This window comes from Allobosea vaviloviae (genome assembly GCF_001298265.1).
GTDB classification, from domain to species: Bacteria; Pseudomonadota; Alphaproteobacteria; order Rhizobiales; family Beijerinckiaceae; genus Allobosea; species Allobosea vaviloviae_B.
Window position 1 is genome coordinate 47778 of the sequence record NZ_LGSZ01000080.1, and the last position, 22245, is coordinate 70022.

General features: G+C 66.8%; 18 protein-coding genes. 12 read left to right on the top strand and 6 right to left on the bottom strand.

Annotated features, from left to right (window positions below):
- The first annotated feature begins 6 nt into the window (after nt 1-6).
- Nucleotides 7-543 carry a GNAT family N-acetyltransferase gene (locus AE618_RS25110; RefSeq protein ID WP_054211812.1) on the top strand — a complete coding sequence of 179 codons (537 nt, stop codon included), beginning with the start codon at nt 7-9 and terminating at the stop codon, nt 541-543.
- A gap of 8 nt (nt 544-551) precedes the next feature.
- On the opposite strand, the gene AE618_RS25115 is transcribed toward AE618_RS25110, so the two are convergent.
- Together AE618_RS25115 and AE618_RS25120 are read right to left on the bottom strand one after the other, a co-directional pair.
- Nucleotides 552-920 carry a DUF2794 domain-containing protein gene (locus AE618_RS25115; protein WP_082365568.1) on the bottom strand — a complete coding sequence of 123 codons (369 nt, stop codon included), beginning with the start codon at nt 918-920 and terminating at the stop codon, nt 552-554.
- A gap of 366 nt (nt 921-1286) precedes the next feature.
- Nucleotides 1287-1835: a peroxidase-related enzyme gene (locus AE618_RS25120; protein WP_054211855.1), complete on the bottom strand. Its 549-nt coding sequence runs from the start codon at nt 1833-1835 to the stop codon at nt 1287-1289.
- Between the two features lie 174 nt (nt 1836-2009).
- Between AE618_RS25120 and AE618_RS25125 the strand changes: the two genes are divergently transcribed.
- Together AE618_RS25125 and AE618_RS25130 are read left to right on the top strand one after the other, a co-directional pair.
- The gene (locus AE618_RS25125; protein ID WP_054211856.1) at nt 2010-6857 is read left to right on the top strand and encodes an NAD-glutamate dehydrogenase; all 4848 of its coding nucleotides are present in this window, start codon (nt 2010-2012) and stop codon (nt 6855-6857) included.
- Between the two features lie 41 nt (nt 6858-6898).
- Nucleotides 6899-7099 carry a Trm112 family protein gene (locus AE618_RS25130; protein WP_054211813.1) on the top strand — a complete coding sequence of 67 codons (201 nt, stop codon included), beginning with the start codon at nt 6899-6901 and terminating at the stop codon, nt 7097-7099.
- A 152-nt stretch (nt 7100-7251) separates the two neighbouring features.
- On the opposite strand, the gene AE618_RS25135 is transcribed toward AE618_RS25130, so the two are convergent.
- Nucleotides 7252-8499: a ubiquinone biosynthesis hydroxylase gene (locus tag AE618_RS25135; RefSeq protein WP_054211814.1), complete on the bottom strand. Its 1248-nt coding sequence runs from the start codon at nt 8497-8499 to the stop codon at nt 7252-7254.
- A 159-nt stretch (nt 8500-8658) separates the two neighbouring features.
- Between AE618_RS25135 and tesB the strand changes: the two genes are divergently transcribed.
- The 6 genes from tesB (at nt 8659) to xth (ending at nt 16383) form a co-directional block, all read left to right on the top strand.
- On the top strand, nt 8659-9528 hold the full coding sequence (gene tesB / locus AE618_RS25140) for an acyl-CoA thioesterase II (protein WP_054211815.1): 870 nt from the start codon (nt 8659-8661) through the stop codon (nt 9526-9528).
- A gap of 242 nt (nt 9529-9770) precedes the next feature.
- The gene (locus AE618_RS25145; RefSeq protein WP_054141588.1) at nt 9771-10109 is read left to right on the top strand and encodes a P-II family nitrogen regulator; all 339 of its coding nucleotides are present in this window, start codon (nt 9771-9773) and stop codon (nt 10107-10109) included.
- Between the two features lie 31 nt (nt 10110-10140).
- Nucleotides 10141-11619 carry an ammonium transporter gene (locus AE618_RS25150; protein WP_054211816.1) on the top strand — a complete coding sequence of 493 codons (1479 nt, stop codon included), beginning with the start codon at nt 10141-10143 and terminating at the stop codon, nt 11617-11619.
- Between the two features lie 215 nt (nt 11620-11834).
- Nucleotides 11835-14444 (top strand): FtsK/SpoIIIE family DNA translocase, encoded by a 2610-nt coding sequence (locus AE618_RS25155; RefSeq protein WP_054211817.1) that lies wholly within the window; start codon nt 11835-11837, stop codon nt 14442-14444.
- Nucleotides 14445-14466: 22 nt separating this feature from the next.
- Entirely contained in the window at nt 14467-15465 is a 999-nt protein-coding gene (locus AE618_RS25160) for a LolA family protein (RefSeq protein WP_156330487.1), read from the top strand.
- Between the two features lie 102 nt (nt 15466-15567).
- Nucleotides 15568-16383, top strand: coding sequence for an exodeoxyribonuclease III (gene xth / locus AE618_RS25165; RefSeq protein ID WP_054211819.1), 816 nt, complete (start codon nt 15568-15570; stop codon nt 16381-16383).
- Nucleotides 16384-16410: 27 nt separating this feature from the next.
- Here the strand turns inward: xth and AE618_RS25170 are convergent, their stop codons facing one another.
- Together AE618_RS25170 and AE618_RS25175 are read right to left on the bottom strand one after the other, a co-directional pair.
- Nucleotides 16411-16851 (bottom strand): cyclic nucleotide-binding domain-containing protein, encoded by a 441-nt coding sequence (locus AE618_RS25170; protein WP_248311018.1) that lies wholly within the window; start codon nt 16849-16851, stop codon nt 16411-16413.
- A gap of 31 nt (nt 16852-16882) precedes the next feature.
- The gene (locus AE618_RS25175) at nt 16883-17569 is read right to left on the bottom strand and encodes a response regulator transcription factor (protein ID WP_054211821.1); all 687 of its coding nucleotides are present in this window, start codon (nt 17567-17569) and stop codon (nt 16883-16885) included.
- Between AE618_RS25175 and AE618_RS25180 the strand changes: the two genes are divergently transcribed.
- Nucleotides 17552-18220, top strand: coding sequence for a L,D-transpeptidase family protein (locus tag AE618_RS25180; protein WP_248311019.1), 669 nt, complete (start codon nt 17552-17554; stop codon nt 18218-18220). The genes AE618_RS25175 and AE618_RS25180 overlap by 18 nt on opposite strands.
- A gap of 1 nt (nt 18221) precedes the next feature.
- Here AE618_RS25180 and AE618_RS25185 read toward each other — a convergent pair whose 3' ends face one another.
- Entirely contained in the window at nt 18222-18887 is a 666-nt protein-coding gene (locus tag AE618_RS25185; protein WP_082365577.1) for a YggS family pyridoxal phosphate-dependent enzyme, read from the bottom strand.
- A 177-nt stretch (nt 18888-19064) separates the two neighbouring features.
- On the opposite strand from AE618_RS25185, the gene leuS reads away from it, so the two are divergent.
- Nucleotides 19065-21689 (top strand): leucine--tRNA ligase, encoded by a 2625-nt coding sequence (gene leuS / locus AE618_RS25190; RefSeq protein WP_054211822.1) that lies wholly within the window; start codon nt 19065-19067, stop codon nt 21687-21689.
- Nucleotides 21676-22227 (top strand): LPS assembly lipoprotein LptE, encoded by a 552-nt coding sequence (gene lptE / locus AE618_RS25195; RefSeq protein WP_082365571.1) that lies wholly within the window; start codon nt 21676-21678, stop codon nt 22225-22227. The genes leuS and lptE overlap by 14 nt, the downstream gene beginning before the upstream one ends.
- The last annotated feature ends 18 nt before the right edge of the window (nt 22228-22245 follow it).

Genomic DNA, 22245 nt, shown 5'->3' on the forward strand with positions numbered 1-22245 from the left:
CTGGGCATGACCATGCTCTCGATCCGCCCGGCCACAGCCCACGACATCCCCGCCATCGCCGCGATCTATGGCGATGCCGTTCGCAACGGCACCGCCTCCTGGGAACTCGAGCCGCCAGACGAGGCCGAATTGCTGCGGCGCCTCAACGCCATCCTGGCCGGCGGCTACCCCTATCTCGCCGCCGAGCGCGACGGGCTGCTGCTGGGCTATGCCTATGCCAGCGCCTACCGCCCGCGACCGGCTTATCGCGCAACCGTCGAGAACTCGATCTATATCGCGGCGGGCGCGCAAGGCGCAGGCATCGGCAGCGCGCTGCTCGCCGCGCTGATGCATGACTGCGCCGGCCGCGGCTTCCGTCAGATGATCGCCGTGATCGGAGACGGCACCGGAGCCTCGATCGGCTCGCGGCGCCTGCATGAGCGCGCCGGCTTCCGCCTGATCGGCGTCGCCGAGACAATCGGCTTCAAACATGGCCGCTGGCTCGACCAGATGCTGATGCAGAAGGAGCTGGGCGAGGGCAGCGAAACGCCGCCGGCGGCCTGACCCAGCCCTCAGCCGACCACGCTCAGCTTCTTGTCCAGCACGCGCAACACGCGCGACAACTCCGGGCCGCGTTTCAGCACCAGGCCCGTCGCCGCGACCACCGAATAGGCTCCCTGCCGCTTGGCCAGCGCCGGATCCTTGACGATGCGGTAGAGCGGCACCTCCGACGAGCGCCGGTAGACCGAGAATTCTGCCTTGTCCTTCAGGAAATCGATGGCGTAGTCGCGCCATTCGCCGGCTGCGACCATCCGGCCGTAGAGATTGAGCAGTTCCGAAAGCTCGCGACGGTCGAAGGTGACTGTGGCCGGTTTCGATCCGCCGGGGAACGGGATGACCCCGGCCGTCGGCTGCGATTGCGGCGTGTCGCTCTCGCTCATTGCGCCTCCCGATCGGCGGCCGCCTGCGACCGCCCTGATGCTTGGCAGCCGATGATGCTCCCACGATGCTGCGCTGGCAAGCAATCCCGGCCGCGAGACGACCCCGGTGCGACGTTGGCCCTGGGCCACGATCACGGCTTCGTCAGCACCGCCGCAATTTCGCCCCGGTCAGGCCAAGCGTCCGCCCTGTTGCACCGCTCGAATAGCCTTGTTGCCTCGACGGCCCGGCTTTGCCGATTACCGGTTTGTCAGCCCCCCAGCCCCCCGGGGATCTGGTGGAGCCGGGCCATCTGGTCGAGGCCAACTCAGCGGCTGGCGTTTCACGCCGGCCGTTTTTCTTGAGCGCCATCCCTCTTCAGCAGCGCATCAGCGGGCCTGACGGTGATACTCCGGGTTGGGACGCATATCGACGGCCGAAGCCATGCGGTTCGACATGTTGAAGAAGGCGGCCACCGCCGCGACATCCCAAACGTCGCGCTCGCCGAACCCCACGGTGCGCAAGCCCGCGCGATCCGCATCCCCGATCAGATGCGGCGTTTCCGTGAGCTTGACCGCGAAGTCGAGCATGGCCCGATGCCGCGGCGAGAGCTCGGCCGCGCGGTAGTTCATCGCCATCAGCTCGCCCAGAACCGGATCGCCGGAGAGCTGGCGCACGGCCGCGCCATGGGCGCTCAGGCAGTAGTAGCAGCGGTTCACGCTGGAGACCGCAACCGCGATCATCTCCCGCTCCAGCTTCGACAGGCCCGACGGCGCCAGCATCAGATCGTTGTAGAACGCCGCGAAGGCCGAAAGCTTTGCGTCGTCATGGGCGTAGCAGACCAGCACATTCGGCACGAAGCCGAGTTTTTCCAGGCATTTGTCGAAATAGGCCTGATTCTCGGCGCAAAGCGTGCCCGCCGTCAGCTCGAGCGCCATCGCGGCGGGTGAAACATCCTGCGCTGCCGGCGCCTCTCCGGGCTTCGGTTTGTCATGTTTCACCGTCATGCTACGTCCTGTCGTGTCGTTCCGGGTGGTCGCCCGGCGTCGCGCCGAGATTGAAAGGTGCCGCAGCCTATGTCATCGCTGCGGCAAAACAACAGGGGTGGGACGATGGGCAAGCGCGTGATCAATGCGACGGCTGGGGCCGTTTCCGCAATCGAGAGCGCAGCCTCCAGCCTGCCGGGTCCGATGCCGGCCGCATTTCCGAGCCTGCTCTATGGCCGCGCCGTCGCCGAGGATCTCGAAGCCCTGCCGGCGGACATGCTGGCCCGCGCGGCAGCGGCGGCCTACGAGCATCTGACCGCGACCCGGACCCCTGAAACGATCAACCTGCGTTTCCGCGACGAGGCCTTTGACGGGCAAGATCGCCAGCACCAGCTGACGATTCTGGAGGTCGTCAACGAGAACAAGCCGTTCCTGCTCGACTCCACCCTGTCCGAACTCGCCGAGCAGGGCTACGAGCCGCGCCTCGTCGCCCACCCGATCCTGGCCGTCGCGCGCGACCCTCAGGGCCAGTTCGTTTCGCTGGCAGGCGAAGCCGCGGGCCGAGCCCCGGAAGGCACCCGCCGGGAGAGCCTGATCCAGATCCACCTCGATCGGATCGATTCGGCCGAGGCCCGCGACCGGCTTCGCACCGGGCTGGAAGGTGTCTATGGCGATGTCGGCCTCGCGGTCGAGGACTGGGCGGCGATGCGCGGGCGCATCACCGAGGTGATCCAGGCCTATCGCGCCAACCCGCCGCCGCTGCCTGAGGACGAGGTCACCGAGGCGCTGCAGTTCCTCGAATGGATCGCCGGCGACAATTTCACCCTGCTCGGAATCCGGGCCTACCGCTTCCCCGGCGGTGACGCCGCCGCCGACCCGATCGAAGGCTCGGGACTGGGCATCTTGCGCGACCCCGCGGTCAAGGTTCTGCGCAAGAACCGCGAGATGGTCGCCGTCACACAGGAAATCCGCGCCTTCCTCGCCAAGCCGCAGGCGCTGATCATCACCAAGGCCAACGTCAAGAGCCGGGTGCACCGGCGCGTCCATCTCGACTATGTCGGCGTCAAGCTGTTCACGCCCGAGGGCCGGCTCGACGGCGAATTGCGCATCGTCGGCCTTCTGACCTCCAACGCCTATACCGGCAGCGCGCTGGCCATCCCCTATCTGCGCCTCAAGGTCGCCCGGGTGGCGAAGAACATCGGCTTCGACCCGGCGAGCTATTCCGGCCGTGCGCTGCTCAACGTTCTCGACGCCTATCCGCGCGACGAACTCTTTCAGATCGAGGCCGGCACGCTGGAAAGCTTCGCGCTGGCCATCCTCCAGCTGACCGAGCGCCCGCGCATCCGCGCACTCGCCCGCGTCGACGAGTTCGACCGCTTCGTCTCGATTCTGGTCTTCATACCCAAGGATCGATACGACACCCGCGTGCGCCGCCGCGTCGGCGAGTTTCTGGCCGGCATCTATCAGGGCCGCATCTCGGCCGCCTATCCGGCCTATCCGGAAGGGCCGCTCGCCCGGACCCACTACATCATCGGCCGCGACGAGGGCAAAACCCCGAAGATCGACCGTGCCACGCTCGAATCCGGCATCAGCGCGATCGTGCGGACCTGGAGCGACGGGCTCAAGGACGTGCTCGATCAACAGCGGGCCGGCCCGGCCGCTCGCGCTTTGGCCGAGCGCTATTCCGAAGCGTTCGGGGCCGCCTATCGCGACCGCTTCTCGCCCGCCGACACGCTCGAAGACATCGACATCCTGCAAAAGCTGACGCCCGAGCGCCCGCGAGCGGTCAATCTCTATCGCCGCGAGGGCGATCCCGTCACGCGAGCCAATCTCAAGGTGTTCTCGCGGGGTGTAGCGATCTCGCTCTCGGCCCGCGTGCCCGTGCTGGAGAACATGGGCTTCCGCGTCGTCAACGAGCGGACCTACAACATCACGCCCCAGCCGGCCTCCGGCAACACGGCCGACAGCACGCGCATCTGGCTGCACGACATGACGCTGGAGCGCGCCGACGATGGCGAGATCGACGTCATCAGCCTCGACCCGGCCATCGAAGCCGCCCTGATGGCGCAGTTCCGCGGCCTCGCCGAATCCGACCGCTTCGACCAGCTTGTCCTGGCCGCTGGCCTGGCCTGGCGCGAGGCGGCGCTCCTGCGCGCACTTGGGCGCTACCTGCGCCAGGTCGGCGCGCCCTATGCGCAGGACTACATCGCCGACGCGCTGACGCGCCATGCCGGCATCGCCTCGGGTCTGGTCGCCCTGTTCATCGCGAAGTTCGACCCGCGCCTCTCTAAAACCGAGCGCGCCGCCAAGACGCAGGCTGAGCGCCAGGCGATCGAGACCGCGCTCGACGCGGTCACCAGCCTCGACGAGGACCGTATCCTGCGCCGCCTCGTCAACCTGATCGATGCAGGTCTGCGCACCAACTTCTTCCAGATCGGCCCCGACGGGCAGCCGCGTGGCACGATCTCGATCAAATACGACTGCGCCAGGGTCGACGCGCTGCCGCTGCCGCGCCCGCTCTACGAGATCTTCGTCTATTCGCCGCGCGTCGAGGGCATCCATCTGCGCTTCGGCAAGGTCGCCCGCGGCGGCCTGCGCTGGTCGGACCGGCCGCAGGATTTCCGCACCGAGGTGCTCGGCCTGGTCAAGGCGCAGCAAGTCAAGAACGCCGTGATCGTGCCTGTCGGCGCCAAGGGCGGCTTCGTGCCCAAGCATCTGCCGCCGGCCTCGGACCGGGCAGCCTGGTTGGCCGAGGGCACCGAGAGCTACCGCATCTTCGTGCGCACCCTGCTCGAACTCACCGACAATCTCGACGGCGAAACCGTGATCCCGCCCGCCGACACCGTGCGCCATGACGGCGACGACCCCTATCTCGTGGTCGCCGCCGACAAGGGCACGGCGACCTTCTCCGACACCGCCAACGCGCTCTCGCTGGAGAAGCACCACTGGCTCGGCGACGCTTTCGCCTCCGGCGGCAGCCAGGGCTACGACCACAAGAAAATGGGCATCACGGCCCGCGGCGCCTGGGAGGCGGTGAAGCGCCACTTCCGCGAAATCGACATCGATATCCAGACCACGCCATTCACCGTCGCCGGCGTCGGCGATATGTCGGGCGACGTCTTCGGCAACGGCATGCTGCTCTCGCCCGAAATCAAGCTGGTCGCCGCCTTCGACCACCGCGACATCTTCCTCGATCCCGCTCCGGATCCGGCAAAGGCGCTGGCCGAGCGCCAGCGCCTGTTCGACCTGCCGCGCTCCTCCTGGCAGGATTACGACAAGAGCCTGATTTCGGAGGGTGGCGGCATCTTCTCGCGCCAGGCCAAGAGCATCCCGCTCTCGCCTGCCGTCCAGGCGATGCTTGACCTGCCCAAGCCGGAGGTTTCGCCGCCGGAACTGATGACGGCGATCCTGAAGGCCAGGGTCGATCTGCTCTGGTTCGGCGGCATCGGCACCTATATCCGCGCCGGCGACGAGAGCGACGCGCAGGTCGGCGACCGCGCCAATGACGCGATCCGTGTCACCGGGGCCGATATCCGGGCCCGCGTCATCGGTGAGGGCGCCAATCTCGGCGCAACGCAGCGCGGCCGCATCGAGGCCGCGCGCAAGGGCGTCAGGCTCAACACCGACGCGATCGACAATTCGGCGGGCGTCAACACCTCCGACGTCGAGGTCAACATCAAGATCGCGCTCGCCGATCCGGTGAAGGACGGGCGCCTGGCCGAGGGCGACCGCAACGCCTTGCTCGCCGAGATGACCGACGAAGTCGGCCTGCTCGTCCTGCGCAACAACTATTTGCAGACGCTGGCGCTCTCGCTGACGGAAGCGAAGGGCCAGGCCGCTACGCCGGGCCTGCGCTACCTGATGCAGACGCTGGAGGCGCAAGGCCGTCTCGACCGTACCGTCGAATACCTGCCCAGCGACGCCGTGCTGGCCGAGCGCGAAAAGCGTGGCGAGAGCCTGACGCGGCCCGAACTCGCGGTGCTCCTGGCCTATGCCAAGCTCGCCTTGCATGACGCCTTGCTGGAATCCGAAATCCCGGACGATCTCTATTTGAACAGCGAACTCGTCCGCTATTTCCCGCAGGCGCTGCGCGAGCGCTACGCACCGGAGATCGCCGGCCACAAGCTGCGCCGCGAGATCGTGGCGACGCAGCTGGCGAACGCGATCGTCAACCGTGGCGGCCCGGCGCTCGTCCCGGTGCTGTCCGCACTGACCCATGCGCAGGCGCCTGCCATCGCCGCTGCCTATGCGATCGCGCGGGATTCCTTCGATCTGATCGCGCTCAACGGCGCCATCGATGCGCTCGACGCCAAGCTCCCGGGCAAGGTCCAGCTCGGGCTCTATTCCGCCGTACAGGAGCTGGTCACGAACCGGATGGGCTGGTTCCTGCGCAAGGGCGTGGCCAAGCCCGGCGCAATCGAGCCGACCGTCGCGCATTACGCCGCAGGCGTGGCGGCGCTGGCCGCCGATCTCGACGCCCTGCTGCCGGACGCGGCGGCACAGGCGCGCCAGGCTCGGATCGCCGTGCTCACCGCAGACGGCGTACCGGAGACGTTGGCAGCGCGCATCGCCGGCCTGCCGTCGCTCGCGCAGGCAACCGACATCGTCGACATCGCCGATCAGGCCAGGCGCGAGATCGCCGAGGTCGCGCGGATTCATTTCGGCGTCGATTCGATCTTCGGCCTGTCGGTCTTCGCCGCCTCGGCTCTGGCGGTTCCAGCCACCGACGATTACGAGCGCCTTGCCCGCGAACGTGCCATCGAGACGCTCTCCGACGCTCAAGCGAGCCTGACGCGCGAGATCGCCTCGCTCGATGGCGGCAAGGGCACGCTCGAAGCCTGGCAGGACGCACGCCGGGAGGATGCCGAACGGACTCGCAGCACGATCCAGGCGATCGCCGCTTCGGGCCTCTCGCTGCCGAAGCTGATGGTGGCAGCCGGCATGCTCGCCGATCTGCCGCGCAAGACGCCCTGACCGGGTTCGCGCAACGGAAGACGCCCAACGGAAGACATGGCATGACCGATCTGACCAACGAACCCGCCACCCGCATCGATCCCAAGCTGCTCGAGATCCTCGTCTGCCCGTTGACCAAGACGACGCTGGAATACGACGCCGCGCGCCAGGAGCTGATCAGCCGCGCGGCCAAGCTCGCCTATCCGATCCGCGACGGCATCCCGATCATGCTGCCGGAAGAGGCGCGTGCGCTGGAGGAGTAGAAAAGGCCGTCATTCTCGGGCGGAGCCCTCGGGTCCGATCTTCGATCGGCCCAAGGATGAACGCCGCGCAGATCCGAGAATCTCGTGGAGGATGGACGTTACGCCTCATCGGCAGGAGATGGTCGGGCCAAGCCCGACCACGACGCGGCACCTCAAAGCGCCTCGCCCTTCATCAGTCTCGGCGGCGCCCCGCTCACACCCGCCGCCTCGCGGATGAAGAAACGCTTGAGCCCGGGCAACCGGTCCACCAGCCCCAGCCCCAGATCCCGCACCAGCCTGACCGGCGTGACATCGTTCGAGAACAGCCGGTTCAGCCCGTCGGTGACCGCTCCCATCGCCACCGTGTCGAAGCGCCGCGCCCGCTCGTAGCCTTCCAGCACATCCGCCGTGCCCGGATCGAGCCCGAGGCGCGCGGCATCGACGATCGTCTCCGCCAGCGCCGCCACATCCCTGAGGCCGAGATTCAGGCCCTGCCCGGCGATCGGATGGATCAGATGCGCCGCGTCGCCCAGCAGCGCCAGGCGCTCGCCGACGAAGCGCCGCGCCACGCCAAAGCCCAGCGGATGCGCGGAGACCGGGCTTTCCAGGACGATATCGCCGAGTTCGAGACCAAAGCGCCGCTCGATTTCGGCCAGCATGTCGATGGCGTCGAGCGACAGCAGCGCCGGCAGATTCTCGGCGGCTTCACTCCAGACGATCGAGGAGCGATGCCCCAGCCGCCCGCCATCCGTCAGCGGCAGGATGGCGAAGGGACCCGACGGCAGGAAATGCTCGACCGCGCGACCGCCATGGGGCCGCTCATGGCCGATCGTCGCGACCAACCCCGATTGCCCGTAATCCCAGCCGACCCAGCCGATGCCGGCCTGTTCGCGCAGCCTGGACCGCGCCCCATCGGCCGCGACCAGCAGGCGGGCCGACAGATTCTCGCCAGCCGACAAGGTGATCGTCACGGCCGTCGCGCTGGTCTCGAAGCTGGCCACGCCCTCGGCCCGAAGCACGACGCCTGCCTCGCGGCAGGCCTGCGTCAGAGCTGCGACCAGCGCCGCACTCTCGACCATATGGGCAAAGGCCTGGCCCGGCTCGACCTCGCCGTCGAAGGTCAGGAACACCGGCCGCACCACATCGCCGCTGCGGCTGTCGGAAACGATCATCTCCGTCATCGGCTGGGCGGTCGCGACGATCGTGTCCCAGATGTCTAAAGTCTGCAGCATCGCCTGCGCCGCCGCAGCCACCGCATAGGCCCGGTTGTCGGGGCGCGCAGCCGCACCCAGCGCCGGATCGGCCACGACGATCGAAAATCCCGTCCCGAGCGCCCGCTTCAGGGCGAGCGCCAGCGACAATCCCGCAATGCCCCCGCCTGCGATCACGATCGCCTCGCGAGGCCCTGTCCCAACGGTCATCTGCTGTCCTCCTCGCCGCTGCCCGACGGTGTGCCGGCTTGACGGCCCCGGATCGGTCGGTGCTGATGCGCAACGGCCGGCCGATCCTCTAGTCCCCGATCCTCTAGTCCCAAAGCCGGCGAAACCGTCAACCCGCCTGCCTTCAGAGCGTGCAAGACCATGTCCCAGATCAGCGACTCCCTGATGTCGATCCTCGACCTCGAGCCGCTCGAACGCAATCTGTTCCGAGGTCGCAGCCCCAAGGTCGGCTGGCCGCGCGTCTTCGGCGGACAGGTCATCGCGCAATCGCTCTATGCCGCCTGCAAGACGGTCGAAGGTCGCCAGCCCCATTCCCTGCATGCCTATTTCCTGCTGGGCGGCGACCCCGAAATCCCGATCATCTACGAGGTCGACCGCCTGCGCGACGGACGCTCCTTCACCACGCGGCGCGTGCTCGCGATCCAGAAGGGCGAGGCGATCTTCGCCATGTCCGCGTCCTTTCAGGTGGAGGAGCCCGGCTACGAGCACCAGATGCCGATGCCCGATGTGCCGATGCCGGAGGATCTGCCCGACCGGGAGGCGATGAACCGCAGCGTCCTGCCCAACATGCCCAAGGCGGTGCGCGCCTATTACCAGCGCGAACGGCCCATCGAGATCCGACCCGTGGAATTTGAGCGCTATGGCGACCGTACCGGGTCGCGCGAGCCGAAATTCCATGTCTGGATCAGGGCGATCCAGCCCTTGCCCGACGATCCCGCGATCCACCAGGCCGTGCTCGCCTATGCCTCGGATCTGATGCTGCTCGATTCCAGCCTGATCGCCCATGGCACCACCGTCTTCGACGAGAAGATCCAGGCCGCCAGCCTCGATCATGCGCTCTGGTTCCACCGGCCCTTCCGCGCCGACGAATGGCTGCTCTACGCGCAGGACAGCCCCTCGACCTCGGGCGCGCGCGGCTTTTCGCGCGGGCTGGTCTTCGATCGGCAGGGTCGGCTGGTGGCGTCGGTCGCCCAGGAAGGCCTGATCCGGCCGCGCCCCGATCGCGACTGATCACTTTTCAGGCACAAGCTAAAGTTTTCATCAGACGCACACGCGCTGGGCAAACTGCCTGTGCCGGAATCACAGGCATGGCGGCGATTCGAATTATTGCAGGAACCCCGCGTCCCGCCGGGGCAGTTGGCACGCGCTTTGAATTGCGTCCGGACGACGCGCTGCGGCTCAACACGGCGCGCGAAGCGCAACGAGATCGCCGGGGCTGACTTCCGGGCGGCGTAAACGGGGAAACCCTTCAGATGAAGATCGTGATGGCTATCATCAAGCCGTTCAAGCTGGAGGAGGTGCGCGACGGGCTCACCGCCATCGGCGTGCATGGCCTGACCGTGACCGAGGTGAAAGGCTATGGCCGCCAGAAGGGCCATACGGAGATCTATCGCGGCGCCGAATACGCCGTGAGCTTCCTGCCGAAGATCAAGATCGAGGTCGCCGTGTCCGACGAGCTCGTCGGCAAGGTGATCGAGGCGATCACGGCAGCCGCCCGCACCGGCCAGATCGGTGACGGCAAGATTTTCGTCTCGTCCATCGAGAAAGCCGTGCGCATCCGCACCGGCGAGACCGACGGCGACGCCCTCTGAGCCCAGATCTTTCTGTCAGGAGTTTCCAACAATGAATTTCAAGAGCCTTAACCGGGCCGGGCTTGTCGGACTGGCGCTTGCAGCGGCCACCGGCGCCGCGCTCGCGCAAACCCCAGCCGCGACCCCAGCCCCCGTGCCCAACAAGGGTGACGTCGCCTTCATGATGAGCTCGACCGTATTGGTCCTGCTCATGACCATTCCCGGCCTGGCCCTGTTCTACGGTGGCCTGGTCCGCAGCAAGAACATGCTCTCGGTCCTGACGCAGGTCTTCGCCATCACCAGCATCGTCGTGCTGCTCTGGGTGACCTATGGCTATTCGCTCGCCTTCACCAATGGCGGCGGCCTGAACGACTATGTCGGCGGCTTCTCCAAGGCGTTCCTCAGGGGCGTGGATGCGACGACGACGGCAGCGACCTTCTCGAACGGCGTCGTCATCCCCGAATTCCTCTACATGGCTTTCCAGATGACCTTCGCCTGCATCACGCCGGCGCTGATCGTCGGTGCCTTCGCGGAGCGCATGAAGTTCTCGGCGCTGCTGCTCTTCACGGTGCTCTGGGTCACCTTCATCTACTTCCCGATGGCCCATATGGTCTGGTACTGGGGCGGCCCCGATCTCGTCGGCAACGCCGCCAAGGCGCTCGCCGATGCCGGTGCTGACGGCAAGGTCGCAGCCCAGGCGGCGCTCGACGCCGTCAACGCCGATGCCGGCATGCTCTTCAAATGGGGCGCGCTCGACTTCGCCGGCGGCACGGTGGTTCACATCAACGCAGGCATTGCCGGTCTCGTCGGCTGCATTCTGCTCGGCAAGCGCATCGGCTACGGCAAGGAGCTGATGGCCCCGCACTCACTGACGATGACCCTCATCGGCGGCGCCCTGCTCTGGGTCGGCTGGTTCGGCTTCAACGCCGGCTCCAACCTGGAAGCCAACGGCACGGCCGCGCTCGCCATGGTCAACACCTTCGTCGCCACGGCGGCGGCGGCGGTCGCCTGGCTCTTCGTCGAATGGGCGATCAAGGGCAAGCCCTCGATGCTCGGCATGGTCTCGGGTGCCGTCGCCGGTCTCGTCGCGGTCACTCCCGCTGCTGGTTTCGGCGGCCCGATGGGCTGCATCGTGCTCGGCCTCGTCGCCGGCATCGTCTGCTTCATCTTCTGCTCGACGGTGAAGAACGCGCTCGGCTACGACGACTCGCTCGACGTCTTCGGCATCCACTGCATCGGCGGCATCCTCGGCGCCCTGGCGACCGGCATCCTCGTCAATGTCGATCTCGGCGGCGCCGGCATCCCGGACTATACCTCCAAGCCCGGCGAACTGGCTGTCGGCGCCTATGTCCTGGGTGACGCCTTCCTCGCCCAGGTCAAGGCGGTGCTGTTCACGATCGTCTTCAGCGGCGTCGGCTCGCTGATCCTCTATAAGATCGTCGACGTCATCATCGGCCTGCGCGTCGCTCCCGATGCCGAGCGCGAAGGGCTCGACATCGCCGAGCATGGCGAGCGCGCCTATCACGACTGATTGCACGCAGGTCTTCCGTCTCACGTGAAACAATCCCCGGCGGGCGACCGCCGGGGATTTTTCGTTCAAGGGCAGGCTCGTTCGCTGCGTGCCCGGCCCGTGCGAGCGCCCGCGACCGCGCCAAGGTTAAGCGGGTCTTAACCTCGCCTTCCTAACGTGATGGGGATGGCCGATGCGACGCGGCCCGTAGCCCAGGGATGACGGCTTAATTCCGCATGCGCACGATCCGACGCTCCTCATCGCTGATGGACCGCCTGCCCGACCCGATCAGGGAGTTCCTGTCGCGCCGTGCCAGCGAGATCACGGGGCTTGCCGTGCTGGCCCTGATGGCCGCCGTCGCGCTGTCGCTCGCGACTTGGTCGGTCGATGATCCCAGCCTCAACAACGCCACCAGTGGCGCCGTCAGGAACTGGCTCGGCCGGCCCGGCGCGATGATCGCCGATCTGATGATGCAGCTGATCGGGCTCGGCGTCATCGCGCTGCTGTTCCCGCCGGTGATCTGGTCGCTTCGGCTGGTCCGTTTCCATCTCTTCGACAGGGGCGCGCTCAAGCTCGGCCTCTGGGTCGTCGGCGTCGCCGCCACGGCCGCCGTCGGCAGCGCGCTGCCCGCCACGCCGCGCTGGCCGTTGCCGACCGGCATGGGCGGCGTCATCGGCGACGGCCTTCTGTTCGGCACCCGCAATCTCGCCGGCATCGCCGGCAATGCGCTGGGCGGCCTGGTCGGCTTCCTCTATGCCGGCATCGCCATCCTGGCCGTCACGGCCGCTGCGGGCTTCGGCTTCGTCAGCGACGAGGACCCGGTCGCCGACGCCGACGACGCCGATGAATCTTGGTCGGAGAGCGAGGACCGCCGCGAGGACGAGCCCGGCATCGCCGTGATCCTGATCGGCTGGCTCGCTCATGGCGCGATGGCGCTGCGCGGCGCGATCCTGCGTCGCCTGCCGCAACCGCCGGCCGCGGCAACGCAAGGCGCGCAGCAGGGATCGCAGCATGGCAGCGCACCCGCCCCCGCAGCCGGCCGCGTCCGTCGCGAGCCGCAATTCCAGGACGGTCCTCGTCGCGAACAGGCTGTGCGCCCGACACTGCCGGCCTTCGACCCCGAGCCGCTCCCCTCTTCGCGCGCCGCAAAGACGCCGGGTCGCGACCTCGGCCCGCCCTTCGATGTCGAGGATGACGGTCCTCAGGATTTGCGCGACCTCAACGCGCCGCGCGTCACTCCGCCGCCGCCCGCGCCAAAGACCGGAAAGCGCATCCAGCGGGAGGCTCAGCCCTCCCTGCTCGATCGCGACGCGTTCGAACTGCCGCCGCTGACCTATCTCGGCGAGCCCAAGAAGCTACCGGCCAATGCGATCTCGACCGACGCGCTGGAGCAGAACGCCACGCTGCTCGAAGGCGTGCTCGAGGATTTCGGCGTGCGCGGCGAGATCACGCAGGTGCGCCCCGGCCCTGTCGTGACGCTGTACGAGCTCGAGCCCGCGCCGGGCACCAAATCCTCGCGGGTGATTTCGCTGGCCGACGACATCGCCCGCTCCATGAGCGCGATTTCGGCGCGCGTGGCGGTGATCCCCGGCAAGAACGCGATCGGCATCGAACTGCCCAATGCCCGCCGCGAGACGGTGTTCCTGCGCGAGCTTCTGGCGAGCCAGGATTTCGAGAGCTCCAAGCACAAGCTCGCGCTGGGGCTTGGCAAGACCATCGGCGGCGAGCCGGTGATCGTCGATCTCGCCAAGATGCCGCATCTGCTCGTCGCCGGCACCACCGGCTCGGGCAAATCGGTGGCGATCAACACCATGATCCTGTCGCTGCTCTACCGGCTCACCCCGGAGCAGTGCCGGCTGATCATGGTCGATCCCAAGATGCTCGAATTGTCGGTTTATGACGGCATTCCCCATCTGCTCACCCCCGTCGTCACCGACCCGAAGAAGGCGGTCGTGGCCCTGAAATGGGCGGTGCGCGAGATGGAGGAGCGCTACAAGAAGATGTCGAAGCTCTCGGTGCGCAACATCGACGGCTTCAATGCGCGGGTGGTCGAGGCCAAGGCCGCCGGCGAGGTCATCACCCGCACGGTCCAGACCGGCTTCGACCGGCATTCCGGCGAGGCTGTCTATGAGGAGGAGGTCATGGACCTCGAGCCTCTGCCCTATATCGTGGTGATCGTCGACGAGATGGCCGATTTGATGATGGTCGCCGGCAAGGAGATCGAGGGCACGATCCAGCGTCTGGCCCAGATGGCACGCGCCGCGGGCATCCATGTCGTGCTGGCGACGCAGAGGCCGTCGGTCGACGTCATCACCGGCACGATCAAGGCGAACTTCCCGACGCGGATCTCCTTCCAGGTCACCAGCAAGATCGACTCGCGCACGATCCTGGGCGAGATGGGCGCCGAGCAGCTTCTGGGCCAGGGCGACATGCTCTACATGGCCGGCGGCGGTCGCATCACCCGCGTCCACGGCCCCTTCGTCAGCGATGGCGAGGTCGAGAAGGTCGTGGCCCATCTCAAGACGCAAGGCCGGCCTCAGTACCTCGACGCGGTCACCTCCGAGGAAGATGCGGCGCCCGAGGAGGGCGAGGATGGCGCGGTCTTCGACAAGACCGGCATGGGCCAGGCCGAGAGCGAGGATCCTTACGACCAGGCGGTGGCGGTGGTCCTGCGCGACAAGAAGGCCTCGACCTCCTACATCCAGCGCCGCCTCCAGATCGGCTACAACCGCGCCGCCTCGATCATGGAGCGGATGGAGAACGAAGGCATCGTCGGACCCGCCAACCACGCCGGCAAACGCGACATCCTCGTCGAGACCGGCCGCGCCAGGGAAGACGAGGATTGAGCGGCTTCAGGCGAGTCGGCCCTTGCGGTTGCCGGCCTCGGTCCTCAAATTGCCATCAGGGTGCTGCAACCTCTCGCACACCCGTAGCGTTGAGCTGCCGCGCGCCATGCCGGCAGCGGAAGAATGCGCAACACATGTGTCCGGTCGTTGCGGAGGATTGCGGCGACACAGGAATGGAGCAGACCTGCTCATGACATCGCTCCCGACGCGTCGGGCCAAAATTGCCCTGGTGGCTCTGCTGGGCTGCGCAGCCCTGCCTGCCTCGCTGACAGCGCAACCGCTGCAACTGCAGCCGTCCAAGCCGGCTGTGGCGAGGCCCGCCGTCGCGCGCCCGCTGCCCCTGCCGCCAAGCCGGCCTCCGGGTCTCGGCCTGCCGCGCGTGGCCGAAGCCGCTGCCGTGCAGCCGGCATCGTCGTCGGCCGGAAGCGCCGTGGCGGAAGCCGCACGTCCCGCCGCGACACCAGCGCGCGCCAAGGCCGGCGCACCAGCGACGCAGGAAGAAGCGATCGAGCGGCTCAATACCTATCTCAACAGCTTCTCATCTCTGCAGGGCAACTTCATCCAGTTCGCCGCCAATGGGCGCCGCCTTGAAGGTCGGATCTACATCCAACGCCCCGGCAAGATGCGCTTCGAATACGAGCCTCCGGCGACGATCGAGGTCATTGCGGATGGCACCTCCGTCGCGGTTCGCGACAAGAAGCTGGCGACGCAGGACATCTACTCGCTCGGGCAAACGCCGCTGAAATTCCTCGTGCGCGAAAAGATGGATCTCGCCCGTGACGGCACCATCACCGGCGCTGGCGTCGATGGCGATGTCCTGTCGGTGCGCCTCGAGGACCGTTCGACGCTGGGCGGGACCTCGAAAATCACGCTGAAATTCGACCTGGTCGCCAACGTCCTGAAGCAATGGGTGGTAATCGACCCGCAGGGCTACGAGACCTCAGTCGCGCTCTACAATCTCGACACCCAGCGACGCCCCGACGCGAAGAACTTCGTGATCGACTATCAGCGCAAGCTTTGACGGTCCCTGACACGGGCATCGCTCCGCAAGCCGCCTGAAACGGCTTGCCTTTTGCGCGCCAGCAAACCAGTTTCCGGCTCCCTTTCGCCGGAACCGCTTTGCGTGCAACTCACCGTCACAAGCTGGAACATCAACTCGGTCAGGCTGCGGATCGGCATGGTCACGGATTTCCTGGCCGCGCACGCACCCGATATCCTCTGCCTGCAGGAAACCAAGACGCCCGACGAGCAGTTTCCGGGAAAGGCCTTTGAAAAGGCCGGCTACGTCCATCAGGCCTTCATCGGCCAGAAGGGCTATAACGGCGTCGCCATCGTCTCGAAGCTGCCCTTCAGCGAGAAGGACGCCATGGCGATGTGTGGCCGCAACGACGCCCGCCACATGACAGCCGTGCTGGACACCGGCGCAGGAGCCGCTGCCGGCATTGCGATCCACAATTTCTACATTCCCGCCGGCGGCGATATTCCCGACCCCGAGAAAAACGAGAAGTTCGCGCATAAGCTCGCCTTTCTCGACGAGATCGGCGCCTGGGGCATCGCGAAGCGGCCAACGGACCGGCCCGCCATCCTGCTCGGCGACCTCAACATCGCCCCCTACGAGCACGATGTCTGGAGCCACAAGCAGCTCCTCGACGTGGTCAGCCACACGCCGATCGAGACCCAGACGCTGGAGAGGCTGCGCTCCGAGCTCGGCTGGACCGATGCGGCGCGCACGCTGCGGCCGGAGCCTGAGAAGCTCTACAGCTGGTGGAGTTACCGCGCCGCCGATTGGGAGCTCTCGAACCGGGGCCGCCGGCTCGACCATATCTGGCTCTCCGACGCACTGACGCCGGCCCTGCGCGATGTTACCTTTCTGCGTGAGGCCCGGGGCTGGGAGCGCCCCTCGGACCATGTGCCGGTGACGGTGACCTTGGAGCTGTGACGGACGGCTGACCGGCGACTGGCGCCGTCAGCGGACTGCGTCGATCGCAGTCAGCGCGTGCTGGACCGCCGTCAACTCGTCGACGAAACCGCGCAGCCTGTCGCTGATCGCAGTCGCCACGGCCTGTGCCGAGGCCGGAGACTCCGCGAGCACGCGGCGCATGACGCTGCGCGACAGCCGCATCACCTGGGTCGGCTCGCGGGCGATCGCCGTGGCCTGGCGTGCGACAGAGGTGAAGAGCGCCATCTCGCCGATCAACGCACCGGCCCCGGCAACTTCTTCGGCCGGCTGCCCGTCTTCCCGACTTGTCAGGGCGATCGTGCCCGAGATGACCAGCACACCGCCATCCGACGGCTCACCGATTCGAAAGAGGATGTCGCCCGCACGCAGGATACGGCTCTCCGCCGCGAAGGCGACGAGCCTCAGCGCATCGCGTTCCATCAGGCCCAGCAAAGGTTGCCGGGCCAAGAGGGCGATATCGTCGTCGAGTGCCACGGGTTTAGGGGTTGAGCCGGTAGCCGCCGGCGTCGGTCACGAGCAGCCGGGCGTGACCCGGATCAGGCTCGATCTTCTGGCGCAGCCGGTAGATATGCGTTTCGAGCGTGTGAGTGGTGACCTGGCTGTTATAGCCCCAGACCTCCTGCAGCAGGACCTCGCGCGCGATCGGCTTGCGGCCGGCACGGTAGAGAAAGCGCAGAATCGCGGTTTCCTTCTCGGTGAGCTTGGTCTTCGAGCCTTTCTCGCTGACCAGAAGCTTCGACCCCGGGTGGAACGTGTAGGGTCCAACCTGAAAGACGGCGTCCTCGCTCGCCTCGTATTGCCGCAGATGCGCGCGGATCCTTGCCAGCAGCACGGCGAACTTGAACGGCTTCACGACATAGTCGTTGGCCCCGGCTTCCAGACCGAGCACGGTGTCGGCGTCGGAGCCCTGGCCCGTCAGCATGATCACTGGGCTCTTGAAACCGTTCTTGCGCATCAGCTTGACCGCTTCGCGCCCGTCCATGTCCGGCAGGCCGACATCCATGATCGCAAGATCGATGCGATCCCCCTGGACCGCCTTGACGGCGGCCGTCGCGGTTCCTGCTGTCGACAGCTTGAATTCTTCATAAAGGGCAAGCTGTTCGGCCAGCGCCTCTCGCAGGGTCTGGTCGTCATCGACCAGAAGGATATGATGGACGGCGGGCATGAAACATCGTTCGCACGAGAAATGACGGATCACAATGAGCCCGCTGAATCGCGACCGCAAGTCACGCCCTATGGAATTGCCGTGAGAAAACGTGAGAATCGGGCGCCGCGCCCGGATCATGCCGGCCCCCCGCCGCTGCGCAGACTCCGTGTCTTCGCCTCGGTCCGTGACCCGCGGAAGGGCTTTCTGCTCGCCGGCGGCGCCGCCTTTCCTTGCGCGCTGGGCCGCTCGGGGATCGCTACGCTAAAGCGCGAGGGCGATGGCCGAACGCCGCGCGCCGCCCTGCCGCTGCGCAGCGTGCTGTTTCGGGCTGACCGGATCGGCCGGCCGCGCACGCTTCTGCCGACGCGTGCGATTCGTTCACGCGACGCCTGGTGCGACGACGTGTCCGATCGCCGCTACAACCGCCTGATCGACCGCCCGCCGGGCGAAGCCGAGGAACGGCTGACCCGCGACGACCATCTCTACGACATCGTCGTCGAACTCGGCTGGAACGATGCGCCTGTGATTCGCGGCCGCGGCAGCGCGATCTTCTGGCACCTGGCCCGCCCGGGCTTCACGCCGACCGCCGGCTGCGTCGCGGTCGAGGGCCACGTCTTCGCCAAGGTGCTGCCCCGGCTGGCGCGGCGCTGCGTGATACGCGTCGGCTGACTTACCCGCGCGCGCCAAAGATCGCGCTGCCGACGCGCACATGCGTCGCGCCGAGCTGGATGGCCGCCTCGTAATCGGCGCTCATGCCCATCGACAGGCCGCGCAGGCCGTGCTTCGACGCAATCTTGGCCAGCAGGGCGAAATGCGGCGAAGGCGGATCCTCGGCTGGGGGAATGCACATCAGCCCCTCGATCACCAGACCGTGATGGACGCGGCAGCTCTCGAGGAAGGCGTCGATCTCGCTTGGGCTGACGCCACCCTTCTGCGGCTCGTCGCCGGTATTGACCTGCACGAACAGCGTCGGCGCCTTGCCGCTGCGGCCGATCTCGCGCGCCAGCTCCTTGGCGAGGCTTTCGCGGTCGAGCGAGTGGATCGCGTCGAACAGTTCGACCGCCTCTCTGGCCTTGTTGGACTGAAGCGGCCCGATCATATGCACCTGCGCGTCGGGGAAGCGTTCCTTGAGCCCCGGCCACTTGGCCTTGGCCTCCTGGACATAGTTCTCTCCGAAGACGCGCTGCCCTGCCTCCAGAACCGGCAGGATCGCGTCCGCCGGCATCGTCTTGGACACCGCGATCAGCGTCACCGAATCCGGCTCGCGCTCGAAATCGCGTGCCGCGCGGGCGATTGCCGCCTGCGTCTGGGCCAATCGCGTCACCGTATCGCTCATCTCGTATCCCTTCATGCCTGGGCCGACGTTGACCACGTGCACGCAATGGTGTCCTAGAGCATGATGCCGAAAAGTGGGAACCGGTTTTCGGACACCATCATGCGCTAATCTCTTGGACGAGAGACGGATTCGGATCTCGTCCGGCCCCATCCGATCATGCAAGAATAGCCCGCAATCATGGCCGTCGAACGCTACAATCCCAAGGAATCCGAGCCGAAATGGCGTGCCGTCTGGGAGGAGCGCAAGCTCTTCGAGACGCGCAACGACGATCCACGGCCGAGCTATTACGTCCTCGAGATGTTCCCCTATCCGTCGGGGCGCATCCATATGGGCCATGTCCGCAATTATGCGATGGGTGACGTGGTCGCGCGCTACAAGCGGGCCAAGGGTTTCGCCGTGCTGCATCCGATGGGCTGGGATGCCTTCGGACTTCCCGCCGAGAACGCCGCCAAGGCCAAGAACGTCCATCCGCGCGAATGGACCTATGCCAATATCGCGTCGATGCGGACGCAGCTGCAGTCGATGGGCCTGTCGCTCGACTGGAGCCGGGAACTGGCGACCTGCGACCCCTCCTATTATCGCCACCAGCAGAAGATGTTCCTGGACTTCCTCAAGGCCGGGCTGGTCGACCGCAAGACGGCCAAGGTCAACTGGGATCCGGTCGACGAAACCGTGCTCGCCAACGAGCAGGTCATCGACGGCAAGGGCTGGCGCTCCGGCGCACCCGTCGAAATCCGCGAGCTGACGCAGTGGTTCTTCAAGATCACGGCTTATGGCCAGGAGCTGCATGACGCGCTGGAGGGCCTGACCCGCTGGCCCGACAAGGTCCGCCTGATGCAGAAGAACTGGATCGGCCGCTCGGAAGGGCTGCTGATTCGTTTCGCTCTCGAATCGAAGGCGGTCGAGGCCGACGAGATCGAGGTTTACACGACCCGGCCCGACACGCTGTTCGGCGCGAAGTTTCTCGGCATCGCCCCCGATCATCCCGTCGCCAGAATGGTCGCCGCGCAGAGTCCTGCCCTGCAGGCCTTTATCGAGGACTGCAAGCGCACCGGAACGGCCCAGGAGAACATCGACAAGGCCGAGAAACTAGGCTTCGACACGGGCCTGCGCGTCGCGCATCCCTTTGATCCCTCATGGACTTTGCCGGTCTATGTCGCCAATTTCATCCTGATGGACTACGGCACCGGCGCGATCTTCGGCTGCCCGGCCCACGACCAGCGCGACCTTGACTTCGTGAACAAGTATGGCCTGGGTAATACCCCGGTCGTTGCCCCCGAAGGCGTCGATCCGGCGAGCTTCGTGATTACCGACACGGCCTATGTCGATGACGGCCGCATGATCAATTCCCGCTTCCTCGACGGCATGACCATTCCGGAGGCGAAAGAAGAGGTTGTCCGCCGGCTGGAAGCGGAGACGCGCGGCAACCGCCCGGTCGGCGCCCGCAAGGTCAATTTCCGGCTGCGCGACTGGGGCGTCTCGCGCCAGCGCTACTGGGGCTGCCCGATCCCGGTGATCCACTGCGCCGATTGCGGCACGGTCCCGGTTCCCGACGCCGATCTGCCGGTGAAGCTGCCCGACGACGTCTCCTTTGACAAGCCGGGCAACCCGCTCGACCATCACCCGAGCTGGAAGCATGTCGCCTGTCCGCAGTGCGGCGGCCAGGCCCGGCGCGAAACCGACACGATGGACACTTTCGTCGACTCGTCCTGGTACTTCGCCCGCTTCACCGATCCCTGGCGGACGCAGAGCCCCACCGATCGTCCCGTCGTCGACCGCTTCCTGCCCGTCGACCAGTATATTGGCGGCGTCGAGCACGCGATCCTGCACCTGCTCTATTCGCGCTTCTTCACCCGCGCCATGAAGGCGACCGGTCATATCGGGCTGGACGAGCCTTTCGAGGGCATGTTCACGCAGGGCATGGTGGTCCACGAGACCTATCGTGAGGCGAACGGCGACTGGATCGAGCCCGGCGACGTCCGCATTGAGGGCGCTGGAGCCGACCGCAAGGGTTTCCACGTCGACACCGGCGCACCGATCGAGATCGGCGCGATCGAGAAGATGTCGAAATCGAAGAAGAACGTCGTCGATCCCGACGACATCATCGCCTCCTACGGCGCCGACACCGCACGCTGGTTCATGCTCTCCGATTCGCCGCCGGATCGCGACGTGATCTGGACCGATGAGGGCGTGCAGGGTGCTGCGCGCTTCGTCCAGCGCTTCTGGCGGCTCCTGGGCGAGATCGCCGAGCGCACCGGCAACGCGACGCCCCGGCCCGAAGGCTTCGGCGAAGCGGCCGATACCCTGCGCAAAGCCAGCCATCGCGCGCTCGATGCCGTCGGCAACGACATCGAGCGCCTCGGCTTCAACCGCTGCATCGCCCATGTCTACACGCTGACCAATGCCATCGGAAAAGCGCTGGACGCCGCGGCGGAAAGCGCAGCATTGGCGACGGACGTCGCCTTTGCCCTGCATGAAGCCGGCGTGATCGCGACGCAGCTCGTCGCCCCGATGATGCCCCATCTGGCCGAGGAATGCTGGCAGGCGCTCGGCCAGCCAGGCCTCGTTGGCGAAGCCGCCTGGCCCGATGCCGAGGCCTCCCTGCTCAAGGATGACAGCATCGTCCTGCCGGTGCAGGTCAACGGCAAGAAGCGCGCGGAGGTGACCGTACCCGCGGATGCGGATACGGTGGCGGTGGAGGCGCTCGTGAGGGCGTCGGAGATCGTCGCCAGGGCGCTTGACGGCCGCGAGATCCGGAAGATCATCGTCGTGCCCGGGAGAATCGTGAATGTCGTCGTCTGAAGCCGGAAACCGCGACGCCCGTCAAAGCCGCCGCGCAATGCTGGTCGCGGTGATGGGTATGGCAGCGCTGGCAGGCGGATGTCTGCAGCCTCTCTACGCCGAGAATACCGCGAGCGTGACCGGCGGCAGTGTCAGGACGGCGATGAAAGAGGTCGATATTCCCGAGATCAAGGGGTTGATCGGCCACTACCTGCGCAACGAGCTGGTCTTCGAGCTCGACGGCGGCGGCGAGCCCGACCTGACCAAGCGTCTCAGGCTCGATGCCAAGGTCGCCGAGGCGCTCGAGGTCGTTACCGTGGACTATGCCAATGGCCGCGCCGATTCGGCCATTCTCGTCGCCACGGCAACCTGGACGCTGACCGACGTTCGCTCCGGCAAGGTCGTGTCCTCCGGGACCAATGTCGTCCGGGCGCCCTATGAGCGCTCCGTGCAGCGCTTCGCCACCGTCCGCGCCGCTCGCGACGCACAGATCCGTGCCGCGAAGAACCTCGCGACACTGATTCGCGGGCAGTTGGCCGCCGATCTCGTCGCCGGCTGAGCGGCCGGAAACGCCACC

What these genes read in the sequence shown, in the direction of transcription:
- AE618_RS25135 (WP_054211814.1), bottom strand. Translation starts at nt 8,499, where the DNA reads ATGACCGTTGGGACAGGGCCTCGCGAGGCGATCGTGATCGCAGGCGGG.
- AE618_RS25155 (WP_054211817.1), top strand. Translation starts at nt 11,835, where the DNA reads ATGCGCACGATCCGACGCTCCTCATCGCTGATGGACCGCCTGCCCGAC.
- AE618_RS25180 (WP_248311019.1), top strand. Translation starts at nt 17,552, where the DNA reads ATGATGGACGGCGGGCATGAAACATCGTTCGCACGAGAAATGACGGAT.
- AE618_RS25175 (WP_054211821.1), bottom strand. Translation starts at nt 17,569, where the DNA reads ATGCCCGCCGTCCATCATATCCTTCTGGTCGATGACGACCAGACCCTG.
- lptE (WP_082365571.1), top strand. Translation starts at nt 21,676, where the DNA reads ATGTCGTCGTCTGAAGCCGGAAACCGCGACGCCCGTCAAAGCCGCCGC.
- AE618_RS25120 (WP_054211855.1), bottom strand. Translation starts at nt 1,835, where the DNA reads ATGGCGCTCGAGCTGACGGCGGGCACGCTTTGCGCCGAGAATCAGGCC.
- AE618_RS25125 (WP_054211856.1), top strand. Translation starts at nt 2,010, where the DNA reads ATGGGCAAGCGCGTGATCAATGCGACGGCTGGGGCCGTTTCCGCAATC.
- AE618_RS25110 (WP_054211812.1), top strand. Translation starts at nt 7, where the DNA reads ATGACCATGCTCTCGATCCGCCCGGCCACAGCCCACGACATCCCCGCC.
- AE618_RS25185 (WP_082365577.1), bottom strand. Translation starts at nt 18,887, where the DNA reads ATGAGCGATACGGTGACGCGATTGGCCCAGACGCAGGCGGCAATCGCC.
- AE618_RS25145 (WP_054141588.1), top strand. Translation starts at nt 9,771, where the DNA reads ATGAAGATCGTGATGGCTATCATCAAGCCGTTCAAGCTGGAGGAGGTG.
- leuS (WP_054211822.1), top strand. Translation starts at nt 19,065, where the DNA reads ATGGCCGTCGAACGCTACAATCCCAAGGAATCCGAGCCGAAATGGCGT.
- AE618_RS25115 (WP_082365568.1), bottom strand. Translation starts at nt 920, where the DNA reads ATGAGCGAGAGCGACACGCCGCAATCGCAGCCGACGGCCGGGGTCATC.
- AE618_RS25150 (WP_054211816.1), top strand. Translation starts at nt 10,141, where the DNA reads ATGAATTTCAAGAGCCTTAACCGGGCCGGGCTTGTCGGACTGGCGCTT.
- tesB (WP_054211815.1), top strand. Translation starts at nt 8,659, where the DNA reads ATGTCCCAGATCAGCGACTCCCTGATGTCGATCCTCGACCTCGAGCCG.
- AE618_RS25130 (WP_054211813.1), top strand. Translation starts at nt 6,899, where the DNA reads ATGACCGATCTGACCAACGAACCCGCCACCCGCATCGATCCCAAGCTG.